Origin of the sequence: Methylibium sp. T29-B (assembly GCF_000576225.1) — a bacterium.
Lineage (GTDB): Bacteria > Pseudomonadota > Gammaproteobacteria > Burkholderiales > Burkholderiaceae_C > Methylibium > Methylibium petroleiphilum.
Genome location: NZ_AZSN01000010.1, coordinates 34952 through 49584, shown reverse-complemented (window position 1 = coordinate 49584; position 14633 = coordinate 34952). Strand labels below are relative to the sequence as shown.

The 14633-nt window shown below is 67.3% G+C and carries 13 protein-coding genes; 5 read left to right on the top strand and 8 right to left on the bottom strand.

The annotated features are described in order from the left end of the window. Positions 1–80: 80 nt before the first annotated feature. The 5 genes from Y694_RS03380 (at position 81) to Y694_RS03360 (ending at position 5064) form a co-directional block, all read left to right on the top strand. Complete coding sequence (locus tag Y694_RS03380) at positions 81–1415, top strand: ATP-binding protein (RefSeq protein ID WP_036229825.1); 1335 nt, start codon at positions 81–83, stop codon at positions 1413–1415. Between the two features lie 164 nt (positions 1416–1579). After that, positions 1580–2371, top strand: a complete 792-nt coding sequence (locus tag Y694_RS03375) for a membrane protein (RefSeq protein WP_036229822.1) — start codon at positions 1580–1582, stop codon at positions 2369–2371. Positions 2372–2573: 202 nt separating this feature from the next. Beyond that, positions 2574–3023, top strand: coding sequence for a DUF302 domain-containing protein (locus Y694_RS03370; RefSeq protein ID WP_197028726.1), 450 nt, complete (start codon positions 2574–2576; stop codon positions 3021–3023). Positions 3024–3146: 123 nt separating this feature from the next. After that, positions 3147–4664, top strand: a complete 1518-nt coding sequence (locus Y694_RS03365) for a DegQ family serine endoprotease (protein WP_036229817.1) — start codon at positions 3147–3149, stop codon at positions 4662–4664. A gap of 49 nt (positions 4665–4713) precedes the next feature. Next, positions 4714–5064: a hypothetical protein gene (locus Y694_RS03360; protein ID WP_231497518.1), complete on the top strand. Its 351-nt coding sequence runs from the start codon at positions 4714–4716 to the stop codon at positions 5062–5064. Positions 5065–5108: 44 nt separating this feature from the next. On the opposite strand, the gene Y694_RS03355 is transcribed toward Y694_RS03360, so the two are convergent. The 8 genes from Y694_RS03355 to Y694_RS03325 form a co-directional block, all read right to left on the bottom strand. Continuing rightward, positions 5109–6062, bottom strand: a complete 954-nt coding sequence (locus tag Y694_RS03355) for an IS1595 family transposase (protein WP_036229815.1) — start codon at positions 6060–6062, stop codon at positions 5109–5111. Positions 6063–6240: 178 nt separating this feature from the next. Further along, positions 6241–7296 carry a DMT family transporter gene (locus tag Y694_RS03350; protein ID WP_036229813.1) on the bottom strand — a complete coding sequence of 352 codons (1056 nt, stop codon included), beginning with the start codon at positions 7294–7296 and terminating at the stop codon, positions 6241–6243. A gap of 107 nt (positions 7297–7403) precedes the next feature. Then, the gene (locus tag Y694_RS03345; RefSeq protein WP_231497517.1) at positions 7404–8060 is read right to left on the bottom strand and encodes a DUF2846 domain-containing protein; all 657 of its coding nucleotides are present in this window, start codon (positions 8058–8060) and stop codon (positions 7404–7406) included. Then, positions 8002–8820 carry an HAD-IC family P-type ATPase gene (locus Y694_RS24665; RefSeq protein ID WP_197028725.1) on the bottom strand — a complete coding sequence of 273 codons (819 nt, stop codon included), beginning with the start codon at positions 8818–8820 and terminating at the stop codon, positions 8002–8004. Before Y694_RS24665 ends, Y694_RS03345 begins: the two co-directional genes overlap by 59 nt. After that, the gene (locus tag Y694_RS24660; protein WP_197028724.1) at positions 8745–9935 is read right to left on the bottom strand and encodes a cation-translocating P-type ATPase; all 1191 of its coding nucleotides are present in this window, start codon (positions 9933–9935) and stop codon (positions 8745–8747) included. Before Y694_RS24660 ends, Y694_RS24665 begins: the two co-directional genes overlap by 76 nt. Before the next feature lie 30 nt (positions 9936–9965). After that, positions 9966–11207, bottom strand: coding sequence for a TolC family protein (locus tag Y694_RS03335; protein WP_036229811.1), 1242 nt, complete (start codon positions 11205–11207; stop codon positions 9966–9968). Beyond that, positions 11204–11506, bottom strand: a complete 303-nt coding sequence (locus Y694_RS03330; protein WP_036229809.1) for a DUF3240 family protein — start codon at positions 11504–11506, stop codon at positions 11204–11206. Before Y694_RS03330 ends, Y694_RS03335 begins: the two co-directional genes overlap by 4 nt. Then, positions 11499–14612, bottom strand: a complete 3114-nt coding sequence (locus tag Y694_RS03325; protein WP_036229807.1) for an efflux RND transporter permease subunit — start codon at positions 14610–14612, stop codon at positions 11499–11501. The genes Y694_RS03330 and Y694_RS03325 overlap by 8 nt, the downstream gene beginning before the upstream one ends. Positions 14613–14633 lie beyond the last annotated feature (21 nt).

Sequence of the window (14633 nt, the reverse complement as noted above, 5' to 3'; positions counted from 1 at the left end):
GCGCGCACACGCAAGAAGCTCGGCGTGGACCTGATCCAGAACGTGCGTGGCGTCGGCTACATGGTTCCCAGGGTCTGAGCATGGCCGTGCAGCCCTCCCATTCCCTGCGCACCCGGCTGCTCTGGCTGCTGCTTGCGGCCATCGTACTGACGGCGGTGGTCCAGGCCTTGATCGCCTACCGCGCAGCACGCGCCGAGGCGGATGAGATCTTCGACTACCACATGCAGCAGATGGCGCTGTCTTTGCGATCGGGGCTGCCGTCGAATGCGGTAGCGGGACCTGGCGAGGATTCGCAGGACGAAGAAGACCTGAACTTCATGGTCCAGGTGTGGACCGCCGATGGCCTGCGCGTGTTTCAGTCGGCGCCCCGCGCTGCGTTGCCACAGCGTACCGTGCTGGGTTTTTCCGACGTCAAGACCCACGGCGGCACTTACCGCGTGTTCTCGATGCAGTCGCGTTCACAAGTCATCCAGGTGGCCCAGGACATGGCGGCGCGGCGCGAGATGGCTGGTACCCTGGCCTTGCGCACGATGGCGCCCATCGCCGTGATGGCGCCCCTGCTGATGTTGGTGGTGTGGTGGGTAGTGAGCCTGTCGTTGGCTCCGGTGTCACGGGTGCGGCGCCAGGTCGCCGATCGACAGGCCGACGACCTGAGTGCTGTCAGCGACCTCGACCTGCCGGACGAGATCCGGCCTCTGGTCCAGGAGCTCAATCTGCTGTTCGGCCGGGTGCGCGAGGCCTTCGACGCCCAGAAGAACTTCGTCGCCGATGCGGCGCATGAGCTGCGCTCGCCGTTGGCCGCTCTGAAGCTGCAGGTCCAGGGGCTGCAGCGCGCCACCGACGATACGGCCAGAGACCTGGCGGTGAGTCGGCTGGCCGCGGGCATCGACCGCGCGACGCGCCTGGTAGAACAACTTCTGGTGCTGGCCCGGCATCAAGCGAGCGCCGCCACGGGCCTCAAGCCGGAGCCAGTGTCTCTGGTGGAGTTGGCGCGTCTGGCCGTGGCCGATGCGGTGCCCGCAGCGCAAATGCGCCAGACCGATGTCGGCTTGACGCAGGCCGATGAGGGACTGATCGCAGGCCAGGCGGAGGCACTGCGCATCCTGATGCGAAACCTGCTGGACAACGCTGTGAAGTACACCCCGGCGGGTGGCAAGGTGGACCTGGAGATCGTGCGCGAGGCGGGCGCGATTCGCCTGTCGGTGGAAGACAGCGGACCTGGCATCGCCGACGTCGACCGGCAGCGGGTGCTCGACCGCTTTTACCGCGTGGCCGGCACAGAAACCACGGGCAGCGGACTGGGCCTGGCGATCGTCCGGTCGATTGCCGAGATGCACGGCGCGCGCTTGCGACTCGACCGATCCGAGCGGCTGGGCGGCCTGCGGGTCGACGTGACTTTCCCTCTGGCAGGCTGATCGCACGCGGACGCGCCAACTGGCCGTCACGCCGCAAGTCGTGCCCGACGACGCGTTGCTCGATGCTGTGTGCACTCAACCCACAGCGGGTTAAGTGCTTGGTAAGTCATGGCCCGATAGCGTAGGGGCTGGCTCCACCACTCAGCATCCAAGAGGGCATTCCCATGAACAAGATCGAACCCGCGTCTGCCGAGCGCCTGCTCAACAAGGTGCCGGAGGTCACGCTGTACTTCTGGGTCATCAAGATCATGGCCACCACCGTCGGCGAGACGGCGGCGGACTTCCTGAACACCAACCTGAATCTCGGCCTGACCAACACCTCGATCCTGATGGCAGCGCTGCTCGTCGCAGCCCTCGTCGGCCAGTTCCGCAAGGACCGCTACGTGCCCTGGATCTACTGGGTCGCGGTGGTGCTGATCAGCGTGGTGGGCACCTTGATCACCGACAACATCACCGATCACTTCGGCGTGCCGCTGCAGGTGACGACGACGATTTTCGCGATCGCTCTGGCGACCACTTTCGCCGCCTGGTTTGCCGTCGAGAAGACCTTGTCGATCCACTCGATCTTCACCATGCGCCGTGAGTCGTTCTACTGGGCCGCCATCCTGTTCACGTTCGCATTGGGCACGGCGGCAGGTGACCTGGTGGCCGAGACGCTGAAGCTCGGCTACCTGTACTCGGCCATGGCATTCGGCGCCGGCATCGCGCTCGTGACCCTGGCGCACCTCGTGTTCAAGCTGAATGCCGTGCTCGCGTTCTGGCTCGCCTACATCTTGACCCGTCCGTTCGGTGCATCGTTCGGCGACCTGCTGTCGCAGCCGGCGAGCAACGGGGGCCTGGGCCTGGGGACGGTCGGCACCAGCGCGCTGTTCCTGACGGTGATCCTCGGCTTGGTCGTCTACATGACCAGGGCCGAAAGGCGCAGGTCCGTACTGGATGCGGCGCGGCTGGTCTGAGGTTGCAGCGTCGTCGAACAGGGAAGTAAATCGCGCACGCCATGCCAAGACTGATCGATCGCCGCCGGATCTCTTCGCTGCCAGAATCTTTGGCCGACTCATCGGTCCCAGCTCAGACCGAGTTTGGCCTTAAGTCCTGTCTAACTGTCGGCGCCCACCATCTTGGAACCAGGAGCGACACCCCCGCCCTGAGGAGCAAATGATGCGTCAACGCAAAGAGTCCGCCTCCTTCGAGGCGCTGAAGGCCGAGGCCTTCATTCGCGGCGAGTCGACCCTTTCCGTGGTGTGCGACCGACCCTTCGACGAGGTCGCCCTGCAGTTGGAGGGCAGCATCGTCGCCAATGATCTCGGGATCCTGCAGGTGCACGATTTCCGGCGCTTGCTCCAGGCCAAGGGCATGTCACTGGAGCACAACTGTCGCGTCTACGAGGTCTGTAATCCGCGCCTGACCGCCCAACTCATCGACATCGACCCCGGGCTCGCCCACGTCCTTCCGTGCCGGATCTCGATGCACGACCAGGGTGGCGTCACCACTGTCACGACGCCGATGCCGTCCGCACTGATGACGGAGTTCTCGCACGCGGCCAACGTGGCGCGGCTGGCGCGCACCTTCGAGGCCGGCTTGCAGCGGGTGCTCAGAGGCTTGCTCTGAAGCGGGTTGATCGCTCATCGGCAGCGGTGTTGGCGTCACGAGAGCCGACCGATTAAGAACTGTCTAAGTCCCCGGCCTGACATTGAGTCTGTGTTCAACCACTGTTCCCTTCCAGGAGTTCTCATGACAACACGTTCGATGACCCCGACCCACTTGGTTCTCGCGCTGGTCGCCGCAGGCGTGCTGGGCGGTGCGGGTGCGACTTTCGTGTCCGCCACGCATGCCCGCGCGGCCGCTCCGACCGCCACGGCGTTGCCCGGCGCGTCCATGATGACGCCGATGGGCGCCACCCCCACCGCCGTCGGCGCGCCCGACTTCTCCCAGATCACCGCGCGCAATGGTGCAGCGGTGGTCAACATCAGCGTCAGCGGCATGAAGCTCGCCATCAACGACGCCGACGAGGCGCCGGCGGCGCAACGGCGCGGCCCGCAGGGCATCGATCCCAATGACCCGTTCTTCGAATTCTTCAGGCGCTTCCAGGGTCCCAACGGCGGTCTGCCGGGCCAGCGTGAGATGCCGGTGCGGGGCCAGGGCTCGGGCTTCATCGTCAGCGCCGACGGCCTGATCCTGACCAACGCCCACGTCGTGCGCGATGCCAGGGATGTGACGGTCAAGCTCACCGACCGCCGCGAGTTCCAGGCCAAGGTACTGGGATCGGACCCGAAGACGGACGTGGCAGTGCTCAAGATCGACGCCAAGAACCTGCCCGTGGTGCCAATGGGCAGTTCGGGTGACCTGAAGGTCGGCGAATGGGTGCTGGCCATTGGCTCGCCCTTCGGCTTCGAGAACAGTGTCAGCGCCGGTGTGGTCAGTGCCAAGGGGCGGTCGCTGCCCGACGACAGCTTCGTGCCCTTCATCCAGACCGACGTGGCCGTCAACCCGGGCAACTCGGGCGGTCCGCTGTTCAACACGCGCGGCGAGGTGATCGGCATCAACTCGCAGATCTACAGCCGCACCGGCGGCTACCAGGGCCTGTCCTTTGCCATCCCGATCGACCTGGCGACCAAGATCAAGGACCAGATCGTCGCCACCGGCAAGGCCAGCCATGCCCGTCTGGGGGTGGCGATCCAGGAGGTGAACCAGACGCTGGCCGATTCCTTCAAGCTCGACAAGCCCGAAGGCGCGCTGGTGTCCAATGTCGATGCGGGCGGGCCTGCAGACCAGGCCGGACTGAAGACCGGCGACGTGATCCGCAAGGTCAACGGCCAGCCGATCATCGCCTCAGGCGACCTGCCGGCCTTGATCGGTCAGTCTGCGCCCGGCGAGAAGGTGACGCTGGAGGTGTGGCGACAGGGCAAGCGCGAGGAGCTGACGGCCAGGCTGGGTGACGCCAGCGACAAGAAGGCCCAGCTTGCGAAGGCCGACGATGCCGCTGGCAAGGGCAAGCTCGGGCTGGCACTGCGCCCGCTGCAGCCGCAAGAAAAGCGAGAGGCCGGCGTGGATGGCCTGCTCATCGAGGATGCGGGCGGTCCGGCGGCGATGGCCGGCGTGCAGGCGGGCGACGTGCTGATGGCCGTGAACGGCACGCCAGTCAACAGCATTGACCAGGTGCGGCAGGCCGTGGCGAGGTCCGACAAGTCGGTCGCGCTGCTGATCCAGCGCGACGGCGACAAGATCTTCGTGCCCGTGCGCGTCGGATGATGGGCGCGCCGCTCCTCCTCGCGACGGCAGGCACTGGCGAGTCGAAATCTTGAGCGAGCCAGCCGAGGAGACGCCCAGCCTGCCGCCCGGCCGTTCAGCTCGAACGGCCGGCAATGGCTTGTCGGCGCACATCCTGCCGACGTCGGCGACGATGATCGGCGTGTGCCTCACGACGCTCTACATCAGTCTGCTCGGGCCGGTGGGCACTCAGCGTGTATTGGTCGACAAGCTGATGGCAGTGGACGCGCTGGTGTTCCTGGCCAGTGCCGTGCTGTCGTTCATGTCGATGCGGTCGCGCCGCCATGGAAGCCGCTTCGAGGGTTACGCCGAAACGGTGTTCATTGCTGGGCTCGGACTGCTCGCTCTCGGGGCGGTCGTGCTGGCGTTCGCCATCAATTGATGCCTGGCAGCGGTTCGGCCGCTGCGTCGCATGCGCACACCTGATCAGCAAGCTGCCTCAGCCGAGCGGGTCGTCTTGATAGGGCGTGGAGCAGTTTGAAAGGCGTCCCGAGCCAGCCGGATCAGGATGGATCTCAGCCTGTAGCGGCAATTGAAGAGGTACTGGACCTGCCCGAGGTAGCGCTGGCCGTACTTCTTGAAGGCGAAGGCGTGGTACGTGCCTGACAGGGAGGTCTTGATGTTGCCGAGCGCCGTGTTCACGGCCTGGAAGGACGGGTGCTTGGCACTGGACGCACCGCCACTGGTGATGTGGTGCTCGTGCAGGATGCCGGTGCCATGAACGGCCGTGAAGCAGCCCAGCCCATCGGAGACCAGGGTCGCCGGCGCCGCCAGCGACTTCTCGGCGAAGGCCTGGATCGACTCCTTGGTGAAGGGACGCTGAGACAGGCACATCACGACCGGCTTGGCGTCCTCCGTCGTCTGCACCGCTGCCACGAAGGGAACCTTGTTCGGCGAGCCCCGGCCCGCCTTGCCTCCGCGGACCTCGCCCCCCAGGTAGGCGTCGTCGATCTCGACGCGGCCGGTGAGTTGCCGCTGAGCCTCCCGCAGCACCATGACCTGCATGATCTTGTGCTTCAGCAGCCACGCCGTCGGGTAGGACACCCCCAGATGCCGCTTAAGCTCCAGCGCCGAGACGTTGTTCTTGGCCTGCGTCATCAGGTGCATGGCCAAGAACCAGCGCGGCAGCGGCAGCTTGCTGGACTCGAAGATCGTGCCGCTGACCAGGCTGCACTGGTAGCGGCAGCTGCTGCACTGGAAGTACAGGCGGTCGTGCCGCCGGAACTCGCTCTGCCCGGTCTGCTCGCAGCGCGGACAGACGAACCCGCTCGGCCAGCGCCAAGCCCGAACCCGCTCCTCACACTGTTGCACCGAGCCGAATCGATCGAAGACCTCCGGCATCGACAGCCCCTTCTGGTACTGAACCCTGTTCTGCGCCATGACCGACCTCCTGTGTGGATTGCGCATGCTCGCTGTCGGGTAGCTCAATGGGTGAGCCTGCTACTCGGTAGGCTGAGTCATCTTGCTGGTCAGGTGGGCGCTTCGCATCGATCGCGAGAAGACCTTCTAGAGCCTCGTCGGCAAGCAGCTTCACCGCGATCGAGCAGCCCGACTCGGTTCAATGCCGATGCGCGTGATGCGCATCCGGCACGTGGGGATGGGCGTGCCGCGCCGGCTCGTGCCAATGCCGGTGACTGTGCTCGCCGACCGGCGTCACGTCGTGCACATGGTCGTGATGCCCGTCGTCGTGGCGGTGGGCGTGTTCGTGCTCCAGCGCCTCGTGCTCGTGTTCGTGGCCGTGTGACTCGGCCAGGTGCAGCACCACGCCAACCAGCATCAGAACGCTGCCCAGCACCATCAGTCCGCTCGCCGAACGGTCGCCCAGCGCCACCGCGAACGCCGCGCCGATGAAGGGCGCGAACGCGAACACCGAACCCGTGCGAGCGGCGCCAAAGGCGCGCTGTGCCAGCAGGTAGAACCGCAGGCTCAGGCCGTAACCGGTGGCGCCGATGGCGAACAACGCCAGCGCGGCGATCGCCGAAGGCAGCGGCTCGCCAAAGACCAATGCCAGCGCACCCGTGGCTGTCGCCCCTAGCAGCGACTTGGCCATTACCACCTGTCCGGGGTCGCGTTCCGCGAGTGCGCGCGACAGCGTGTTGTCCACGCCCCAGGCCGCGGTGGCCAGCAGCACGGCCAGCAGGCCCCACAGCTGCGCGCCGCCCGTGCGTCCCTGTTCCAGCACCAGCACCATCCCGCCTGCCAGCAGCAGGGCCATCGCCGTCCAGACGCGGCCGTCCATGGTCTCGCGGTACAGACGCCATGCCAGCACGGCGGTGAAGAGGGCTTCGAGCGTGAGCATCAGTGACGCACTCGTGCCGCTCGTGTTCTGCAGGCCCCAGGCCAGCGCGACCGGGCCGATGGCGGCGCCGAACGCGGCCATCGCCAGCAGGCGGGCCAGATCGCTTCGCTGCAGCCGCGCTTCGCGTTCGATGCGCTGGCGCGACAACAGGCCGACGGCAGCGGCCCCGGCGTAGAGCAGTGCCGCCGTGCTGAATGCCCCGAGCCCGACACCGAACTGCTGCACCAGCGGCGTGCTGACGCCGAACAGTGCTGCGGCCAGCAGGGCAAGCAGCCCACCCCTGAGGGCGGGCAAGGTGGTTGACATTCGGTTCATGGCTTGAACATCATCAGGCAGGACAGCTTGTGCGGTCTCACGCCGGGACCGCCGGGCTACGGCTCAGATGACGTGCTCGATGGCGGTGTGTTGTTTTCGGACCGAGTTCAGCGAACCGTCACGTCGGCGACGAGACGGGATTTCAGGGCGCGTTCGCGGATCGATGCCTCGGGTTCAGCGGCCCACTCGTAGGAACTCTTCCAGGACCAGACGGTGCCGTCGATCCTCACGAAACGCACGTCACCCGCCTTGCCCTCCACGGTGATGGACTGGCGCTTGCCCTCGAACTCGAAGGCGATCACATGCGCGCCGGGCTTGAACTTCAGGCGGATCATCGTGTTGGGCAGGGTTTCGACACCCGGACCACCATCCGAATAGACCTTCACGAAGTTGCGGCCGTCGGCCCAGTTGCGGCGCACCACAAACACCGTCAAGGCGCTGGGATCGGGGGCGAAGCGTTTTGCGTCGGCATCCGCATTCAGACTGGGGACTGGCGCGCTGGTGCACGCGATGGTCCTGCCTTTGTTGGTCTTGTAGCAGTGCGGGATTTCGGCCGCCGGATTTGGCGGCGGCGGAGTGGCGCAGCCAGCCAGCAGCGCGGCGCCCGCGACGAGAGCGAACAGGTGGGGACGAATCGACTTCATGAAGGTGTCTCCGAGCTTGGAAATGAAAGAGATCAGCGCTTGAGAGGTGGTTTGCCGCGGCTCACGTGCACCCGGGATACGCACCCGCAGCAGCTTCACCGAGTTGACGAAAACCAGCACATCGGGTCCGAGGTGGATGATCGCGGCCTCGATCGGCCCGATCCAACCCATCAGTGCGGCGGCAATGCCCAGCACATGCACCACGCCCACGCCGACGAACAGGTTCTCCTGAACCGTGCGGTAGGCGCGGGCGGGCGATGGCGCGGGCGGCCCCGATCTTGGCCAGGTCGTCGGTCATCAGTGCCACATCGGCGGCCTCCAGCGCCGCCTGCGTGCCGCCACCGCCCATGGCGATGCCGACGTCGGCCCGCGCCAGCGCCGGCGCGTCGTTGATGCCGTCGCCGACCATGGCCACGCGGTGGCCCTGCTTCTGCAATTCGGCGATGACACCCACCTTGCCCTCGGGCAGCAGCTCGGCGTGCACTTCGTCGATGCCCAGTTGCTGAGCGACCGCGTGCGCAGTAGCGGCGTTGTCGCCGGTGAGCATCACCGTGCGCTTGACGCCGGTGGCCTTCAACGCCACCAGCGCCTCGCGCGCCCCCGGGCGCACCGCGTCCGCGATGTACACGATGCCGGCAAAGCGGCCGTCCACGGCCACGTGCACCGGCGTGCTGCTGCCGATGCCCGCGGCGTCCGCCGCTGCCGTGGCCCCCGTGGCCAGCGTGGATGAAGGCAGCGCGACGCCGGCCTCGCTCAGCAGCGCCGGATTGCCGACCAGTACCGCACGGCCTTCCACCGTCGCCTTCACCCCGCGCGCCTGGATCTGTTCGTACTGCTGCGGCTCGGGCACCTCGATGCCGAGTGCCGCCGCATGCGCCATGACGCTTGCGCCAGCGGGTGCGCCGAGCGCCGGTCGGCAGCGGCAGCCAGCCGCATCAGCTGGCGTTCGTCGATGGCGGCGTCCTGCGTCGAGACGCTCACCACGGCAGGCCGGTTGGCGGTCAGCGTGCCGGTCTTGTCGAATACCACCACGTCGACCTTGGCCAGCAGTTCCAGGTACAGCCCGCCCTTGATGAGGATGCCATTGCGCGCCGCGCGTGCCACCGCAGCGATCATCACCAGCGGCGTGGCCAATCCGAGTTCGGCCGGCGAGGTGAAGATCAGCAGCGTGACGACGGTCCGGATGTCGCGCGTGACCAGCCAGACCCCCACCAGGAACACGAGCACCACCGGGATCAACCAGGCAGCGACGCGGTCGGCCAGTTTCTGTACCGGCGCCTGATGCGCCTCGGCGTCTTCGACGAGGGTGATGATGCGTGCGAACATCGTGTCGGCGCCGAGCTTGTCGGTGCGCACGTCGAGCGCGCCGCTGGCCAGCACCGTGCCGGCGAAGACGGTCGAGCCGGTCTGCTTGTCCTTGGGCAGGCTCTCGCCCGTGATCGAGGCTTCGTTGACCGCGCCCTGGCCGCTGAGCACGCTGCCGTCGACAGGCACCTTTTCTCCCGCGCGCACCAGCACCACGTCGCCCACACGCAGCTCCGCTACCGGCACGCTGCGTTCGCCGACCTCGCCATCTTTGCCGCGCACCAGCGCGACCTGCGGTACCGAACCGATCAGCGACTTGATCGAGGCGCGCGCGCGGTCCGTGTTGAGCTCGGCGATGAACTCAGCGATCAGGATGATGACCATCAGCACCGCACCGGCCACCGTCTCACCGCCAAGCATCGCCACCAGCGTGGCGATGGTGACGAAGATCTCGGTGCCGATCTTGCGTTCGCGCACCAGATCGAGCAGGCCGGTCTTCACCAGCGGATACAGGCCAATGGCCACGGCCGCCCAAAGTACTTCGATGGGCACGGCCTGCCGCCAATACAGCAAGGCGGCGAGGCCGGTGAGCAGGATGCGACCGACTTCGATCCAGCGCTCGCGCGTCATCAGCGCGCCCCAGCCCGATTCAGCGGCGGCAGGTCGGGCGGGGGCGGGCGTCGCGGTCATGCGCGGGCTTTCGCAGCGGGACGTCGGCTATCAGTCATTGGCGTGATTCCAGATCAGGTGGGCGTCGATCAGCAGGCGATAGTTCCAGCGCAGCGCGTCGGCGCGCGCTTCGCCGGCGGCGCGCAACGCCTCCAGCGACTGGCGGCGCACGAGCAGCAGCGACTGCAGGTCCACCTCGCCCAGGGTGTAGGCGCGCTGGGTCAGGCGCGCGCTCTCGCGTGCCGCCTCGGCGCCGCGTTCAGCGATGCGCCAGCGCTCGAGGCCGCCCACGGCGTCGGCATGCGTCTCGGCGATCTCGATCTCGATGCCCTGGCGCGCGCGGTCCAGCGCCGCGCGTGCGACTTCGGCCTCTTGCAGTGACTGCTGCAGGCGTCGCTCACGCACCGTCCCGCCGAACGGGATGCTGACGCTGATGCCGATCACCCGCTCGTTGCGAAAGGCCTCGCTGGATGTGAACACGCCCACAGTCGGGTCCGGCACCTTGTCGGCGCGGGTCCGCGACGCGGTGAGCTCGGCTCGGCGCACCAGCCCTTCGGCCGTTTTCAGCGGGTCGGCCTCGGCGACGATGCGCTCGCGCCAGCGGGCCTCCGGCCACATCGGCTCGGCCGGGTCGGAGAGTGCGGCAGGCGCCAGCGTGGCCTCGGGGAAGCGCAGCTTCAGCTTCGCACCTGCCTTGGCCAAGGTGGAGTCGGCCTGGCTGGCCTGGCGCCGCACCTCGGCCAGGTCGGACTGCGCAATGCTGAGGTCCAGCGCGGATGCATCGCCCGCGCGCTTGCGCTTGTCGACCGCAGCCAGGTTGGTCTCGGCAAACGAGAGCTGCTCCTTCAGCAGCGCCTGCGCGCTGTGGGCCTCCAGCCAGTTCAGCCACAGGTCGGACAGCGCGCGTGCCGCCTCGTGCCGTGCCTCGCTGACGCGGGCGCGTGCGATCTCGATGTCGACTTCGCCCAGTTGGCGGTCGAGCCCGGCCTTGCCGCCGATGCGGATGCCACGCTCCACGCCCACCGACCACTCGGTGGTGTTGCCGACGCCGCCCACGTTGCGCCGCTGCGTGCTGGCATTGGCCGTCCATTCATGGGGCCCGGCTGCCAGAACGGCTGCGCCGTGGCCAGCTGCATCCAATGCGCGCCGCGCCTCGACGACGGCCGGGTCCTTGTCGATCCAGGCCTGTGCCTGCACCGTCGGTGGCAGGTCCTTGGGCGTCGCCACCTCCTGCGCCGCGGCCAGGCCAGCGATCAGCAGTGCACCGATCCCCGCCAGTACAAATCGCTTCATGTGAACTCCCCGTCAAAGGCCAGCGGTGTGGCCCAGTAGCGCACGCCCGTGCCGGCGAAGTCGCGTTGCAGCAACTGGCGCAGTTGCCCGAGCTCATCGTTTGTCAGCAGCACATTGACCTGCATCGCACGGCTGCGGCCCATCACCTGTTCGGTGGCGCTGAGCCGCTGCTGTCCACTGCCGTGGCTGTGGGTGGGCGTGCTGGTGAAGACTTCGCTGCCGGCGTTGGCCAGCAGCACATCGAGCAGCTTCTCCTCAACCGTAGGAGGGCATATCAGGGTCAGGCAAAAGTCAGCCATGGGCGGCCTCCTGCGGAAAGGTGCGACTCAGGACGGCGTCGGCACGTGGATGGGCAAAGCGCAGGTACAGGATGGGCAGCAGGATCAGCGTCAGCGCTGTCGCGGTGATCAGGCCGCCGATGACGACGATGGCCAGCGGGCGCTGGATCTCCGAACCCGGCCCGGTGGCAAACAGCAGCGGGATCAGGCCGAAGGCCGTGATCGACGCCGTCATCAGCACCGGGCGCAGGCGCCTTCGTGCGCCCTGCGTCACGCTGGTGAACAGGTCGTGCCCTTCGGCATACAACTGGTTGAAGTAGCTCACCAGCACCACGCCGTTGAGCACCGCGATGCCCAGCAGGGCGATGAAACCCACCGAGGCCGGAACCGACAGGTACTCGCCGGTCACCCACAGCGCCACGATGCCACCCACCAGCGCAAACGGGATGTTGCTGAGAACCAGCAGCGCCTGCCGCACCGAGCCGAAGGTGGAGAACAGGATCAGGAAGATGAAGCCGATGGCCAGCGGCACCACCAGCGCCAGGCGTGCTGCTGCGCGCTGCTGGTTCTCGAACTGACCCCCCCAGCTGATCCGATAGCCGGTGGGCAGCTTCACTTCGGCCGCCACCTTGGCCTTGGCTTCATCGACAAAGCCCACCAGGTCGCGCCCGGTGACGTTGGCGATGACCACGCTGTAGCGGCTGCCCATCTCGCGGTCGATCTTCACCGGGCCGCTCTCGCGCGTCAGCTTAGCCAGGGTCTCCAGCGGGACGCTCTGCCCGTCGGGTGTGGCGATGCGCAGCGCGGCGAACTCGGCCGGCGAGACCTTCACGATGTCCGGCCCGCGGATAACGATGGGGATGCGCTGGTTGCCGTCGATCACGGTGCCGGCGCGCTGGCCCTCGATCTGCACCCGCAGCGCGTCCTGCACGTCTTCGATCGACAGACCGTAGCGGCCCGCTGCCAGGCGGTCCACCACCACGCGCAGGTACTGCACGCCGTCGTTCTCGACCGTGTAGACGTCCTGGTTGCCCGTCACCGTCTTCATCAGGCCTTCGATCTGCGCGGCCAGTTCGTTGAGCTTCGCCAGATCGGGGCCGAAGATCTTGATCGCCAGGTCGCCACGAACGCCGATGATCATTTCCGACACCCGCATGTCGATCGGCTGTGTGAAGCTGTAGCTGATGCCGGGCATCTGGTCGAGCACCTCGCGGATGCGGTCGATCAGCGCGTCCTTGCTCGCCATGCTCCACTCGGGGCGTGGCTTCAGCACCAGGAAGGTGTCGGTCTGGTTCAGGCCCATCGGATCCAGGCCGATCTCGTCCGAGCCCGCGCGCGCCACCACGCCGGTGATCTCGGGGATGTTCTTCATCAGCGTCTGGTGGACCATCAGGTCCAGCGCTGCGGTTTCCTCCAGACTCACCGAGGGCAGTTTCTCGATGCCGACGATGATGTCGCCCTCGTCCATCTCGGGCAGGAAGGTCTTGCCGACCTGGGTGTAGACACCCGCGGCCAGCACCAGCAGGGCACCTGCTGCGACGAAGACCACCGTCTGCCGCTTCAGCGCCCAGGCCAGCACCGGCTCGTACAGGCGAAGCAGCTGCCGTGGCAGCCAGGGCTCGTCGTGCGACACCTTCTTCAGCAGGAACGACGCCAGCACCGGGATCACCGTCAGCGACAGCACGAGCGAGCTCGCCAGCGCGAACACGATAGTCAGCGCCACCGGCACGAAGTACTTGCCCTCCAGGCCCTGCAAGGTCAGCAGCGGCAGGAACACGGTGACGATGATCAGCACGCCCGCGGCCACGGGCACTGCTACCTCGCGCACAGCGCGCAGCACGATGTGCAGGCGCGGCAGCTTGCCGCCGGCAGTCTCGCGGCTCAGGTGCTGAACGATGTTCTCGACCACGACGATGGCCGCGTCCACCAGCATGCCCAGCGCAATGGCCAGGCCCCCCAGGCTCATCAGGTTGGCCGACATGCCGTAGCCCTGCATCAGGATGAAGGTGCCCAGCGCCGCCAGCGGCAGCACCACGGCCACCGCCACGGCGGCGCGCAGGTTGCCGAGAAATGCCCCCAGCAGCACCAGCACGATCAGCGTCGCCTCCAGCAAGGCCTTGGAGACCGTGCCCACGGCCTTCTCGACGAGCGAGGCGCGGTCGTAGAAGACCTTCAGGGTCACTCCCGCCGGCAGCGTGGGCTGCAGCTCGGCGATCTTGGCCTTCACGCCATTGACCACCTGCTGCGCGTTGGCGCCCGCCAGGCCCAGCACCAGGCCCTGCACGGCCTCACCCTTGCCGTCCATGGTGACCACGCCGTAGCGCGTGGTGCTGCCGTCGCGCACGACGGCCACGTCGCCCAGGCGCACGGCCGTGCCATCCTTGCGCGCCACGACGACCGCACGCAGGTCGTCCTGCGTCTTGATGCTGCCCTCGGTGCGCACCAGCAGCACCTCACCGCCTTCGCCCAGGCGCCCCGCGCCGTCGTTGCGGTTGTTGGCCTCGATGGCCGTCTTGATCTGCGCCATGCTCAGGCCCAGCGCCTGAAGCTTGGCGGGGTCGGGCAGGACCTCGAAGCTGTGCACCTTGCCGCCCAGCGCGTTGACGTCGGCCACGCCGGGCACGGCGCGCAGCGCGGGGCGGATGACCCAGTCGAGCAGGCTGCGCCGCTCTTCCAGCGTCAACTGCGGCGCCTCGATCGTGAACATGAACATCTCGCCCAGCGGGGTGGTGATGGGCGCGATGCCGCCGGTGATGCCCGAGGGCAGGTCGCCGACGATGTTGTTCAGCCGCTCGGCCACCTGCTGGCGCGCCCAGTAGAGGTCAGTGCCGTCCTGGAAGTCGATGGTCACGTCGACCAGGCCGTACTTGGTCACCGAACGCAGGATGCGCTGCTTCGGAATGCCCAGCATCTCAACCTCGATCGGCACCGCGATGCGGCTTTCGATCTCCTCGGGTGTCATGCCCGGGGCCTTCATGATGATCTTCACCTGCGTGCTCGACACATCGGGGAAGGCGTCGATGGGCAGCGAGCGGAAGGCGTACCAGCCGAAGCCGGCCAGCAGCACGGCAGCCAGCAAGACGAACAGGCGCTGCGTGAGCGCAAATTGCACGAGGCGGTTCAGCATGGCCGGGCTCCGGTCATGTGC